General features: G+C 34.0%; 2 protein-coding genes. Both read right to left on the bottom strand.

Annotated features, from left to right (window positions below; all coding sequences use genetic code 11):
- Positions 1 to 344: 344 nt before the first annotated feature.
- Positions 345 to 1,109 carry an IS21-like element helper ATPase IstB gene (istB, locus tag KPL55_RS25375; RefSeq protein ID WP_216309540.1) on the bottom strand — a complete coding sequence of 255 codons (765 nt, stop codon included), beginning with the start codon at positions 1,107 to 1,109 and terminating at the stop codon, positions 345 to 347.
- Positions 1,109 to 2,590 (bottom strand): IS21 family transposase, encoded by a 1,482-nt coding sequence (gene istA, locus KPL55_RS25380; protein ID WP_216309541.1) that lies wholly within the window; start codon positions 2,588 to 2,590, stop codon positions 1,109 to 1,111. The genes istB and istA overlap by 1 nt, the downstream gene beginning before the upstream one ends.
- Between the last annotated feature and the right edge of the window lie 118 nt (positions 2,591 to 2,708).

Raw genomic sequence — 2,708 nt, forward strand, 5'->3', positions numbered from 1 at the left:
TGTGAATGTCAACGAATTTCTTTACCACTTGCTACTGAATTTGTTTACCAGTAGTGACAATGAAAAAGTTTACCACTTTACTATTTTTGCTACTGAAAAAGTTTACCACTTTATTCTTAATATTGGGAAACACCTGCACTGGTATTTCCCTGAATATGCTTATTAGAATGGCAATGGGCCGTCTAAATCCGGAATTTCAATGAAGTTATCCCGACATACTTCTTTCAAGATTTCTATATTCACCTTTAGATCCTTGATTTCACTTTGTTTGCATTCATATGAATTTCGTAATTGGAAAAAGCATTCTTCTAAATTTTCTAGATATTCCCGTTCCTTTTCAGTCATTATACCGCACCTTCCTTTGAATGTTCCTTGGTGTATTCACTTCGAAATGATTGACCATTCATATTCAATACATGTGATCGAAAGGTTAATCTATCAATTAGTGCTGCAACCATAGTTTCATTTTCAAATAAGGTTGGCCACTCGGAGAATTTTAAATTTGTAGATACGATGACACTTCTTTTCTCTGCTCTATCGGCTATTACTTTGAAAAGTAATTCCGATTGATGCCTATTAAAAGTGATATAGGAAGCTTCATCGATAATTAGAAGATCTATCTTTTCTAGTTGTCGCTCAAGCTTCAATATTCGTTTGTATTCCATCGCTTCTATGAGTTCATTAGAGAGATTTGCGGCTGTATAGAATTTTACATTCATACCTTGCATACATGCCTTAATTCCAAGAGCAATGGAACAATGAGTTTTGCCTCGACCTGTGTTTCCTATCATGACTATATTTTGTCGTTTGCTTACGAAATCACAGCTAGCTAAATCATGAAATGTAGCCTCAGATACATGTTCATAACGACTAAGATCCATTTCATCGAATGTTTTTATATATGGAAATTTAGCTGCACTGATTCTACGCTTTTGGCTACTTTCCATTCTTGATGCACTTTCTAGTTTTAGCAGATCAATTAAGAATTGTTCATAACTTTTATCATTGTCCAATTGACGTATAATGTCATCATAACGATTAAAAGAAGGAGTTTTCAACTGCTTTGAATATAATGCAATAGTTTCAGTATTTAAACTTAGGCTTTTCATTATTTCACCGCCATTCCGTATTTTTTATCGTATTCTGTAAGATCAACAGGTTCTACTGTTACTTCTTTATTAGAGAGATAGATAACTGGTGACTCGGTTGGCACATTTAAGTGGGTTCTTACCATATCAACAGTAGGCACTATATGACTAGGAATTGAATTCTTAATATTTAGAATTTGTTCTTCTCCATAATCAACGCATAATCGAAGTAGTTTGACCATTTCTTTATTACCGCCAGGTAATTGTTTACCCCAGTTTAAAAGAGATTCTGTAACGTTTGTTTTTACTGGTTTTGAATTGAATACTGACCGTGGTTTTCGTTCTAGTAGATCAATGTAATGCTCTAATCTATACTCGGTTTTACCTGTGAAATAACAACGTATGTAATTTGCTATTTCCTTGTTTTGGTACAGTATACTGATATAATTACCGTAGCCTTTTACTGTAACATCTTTTCTTAAATATTTGACCGGTACTGAATAATAATTCTTTTCATAACGAACAGTTGAGTAATCATCGACACCAGCAACTACTGTTTTGCTTGTATCAAATTTAAATATAGGTATGGTATTTAAGCAACTCAGTTCCTCTTGATACATGATATTTACTGAATTATGTCTATTTTGAATTTTATGTGTTGCACGATAGTTTAAACAATCAATCCAAAGCTTTTGATTTAATTCGTCAATACTGGCTATCCTTGGAACAGGAACGAGAAAGTTTCTTCTAGAGTATCCTACTAGATTTTCGACTAAGCCTTTTTCATTTCCTTTTGCTGGATTACAGAAATCCAGGTCAAAAGCATAGTGAGCACTGAAAGAGCGATATTTATTTTGAGGTTTTGCATAGATACCAAATCCCTCTTTTACTGCAACTTTGGCGTTATCAAAGATGATTCTTTTAGAAATACCCCCAAAGAAATTAAACATAAGTTGTTGTGCTTCTAAAAAAGCTTCTTCATTAGCTGATTTAAATACTTGAACAAATATATCACAGCTATAACAGAGCCTTCCACAGAAGGTATGCAGCTTAGTTTTTTCACCGTTTATATAAACGGTAACTTCACCCCAATCAATTTGAATTGCCTCACCAGGTTCATAAGAAAGAGGCATAATGGCTTGTGGTGGAATCGTTTGGTCTTCTTTAAATTCTTTTACAGCTTTACGAATCGTAGATTCTGCACCTAGGAAATTTTTTTCAGCAACTAAACGATCATATATTCGTTTTGCTGAATGTTTTTGCTTTTTAAGATGTTCTTCCTTATCAGTCCGAAAGCAATCTAGGATAAAGCGTTTCACCTCCGGTGTAATTGTATCCGGAAGCCTTTCATAAGATTTTCGTACATCTGGATGTGCTTTACCTTCACAGTACTTTTTTACTGTCTGTCTTGAGATTCCTAATCTTTTTGCAATTTGACGCTGGGATTCGCCATCGATATAACTTTGGCGTAGATTTTTATAAATGTCCACTTCAACCTTCACACCTTTCATCCCCCCTGTAAGATAGTTACTACCATTTTACAGGAATTTAATGTTAGATGGTAAACTAATTCGATATCGAAATAGCTTCAAGTGGTACACTTATATAGTATCATTCACA

It is taken from the genome of Clostridium lacusfryxellense (assembly GCF_018861735.1).
Classification (GTDB): domain Bacteria; phylum Bacillota; class Clostridia; order Clostridiales; family Clostridiaceae; genus Clostridium_AD; species Clostridium_AD lacusfryxellense.

Bases quoted from the DNA above. Each gene is read 5' to 3' on its own strand.
- istB (WP_216309540.1), bottom strand. From the start codon at position 1,109: ATGAAAAGCCTAAGTTTAAATACTGAAACTATTGCATTATATTCAAAG.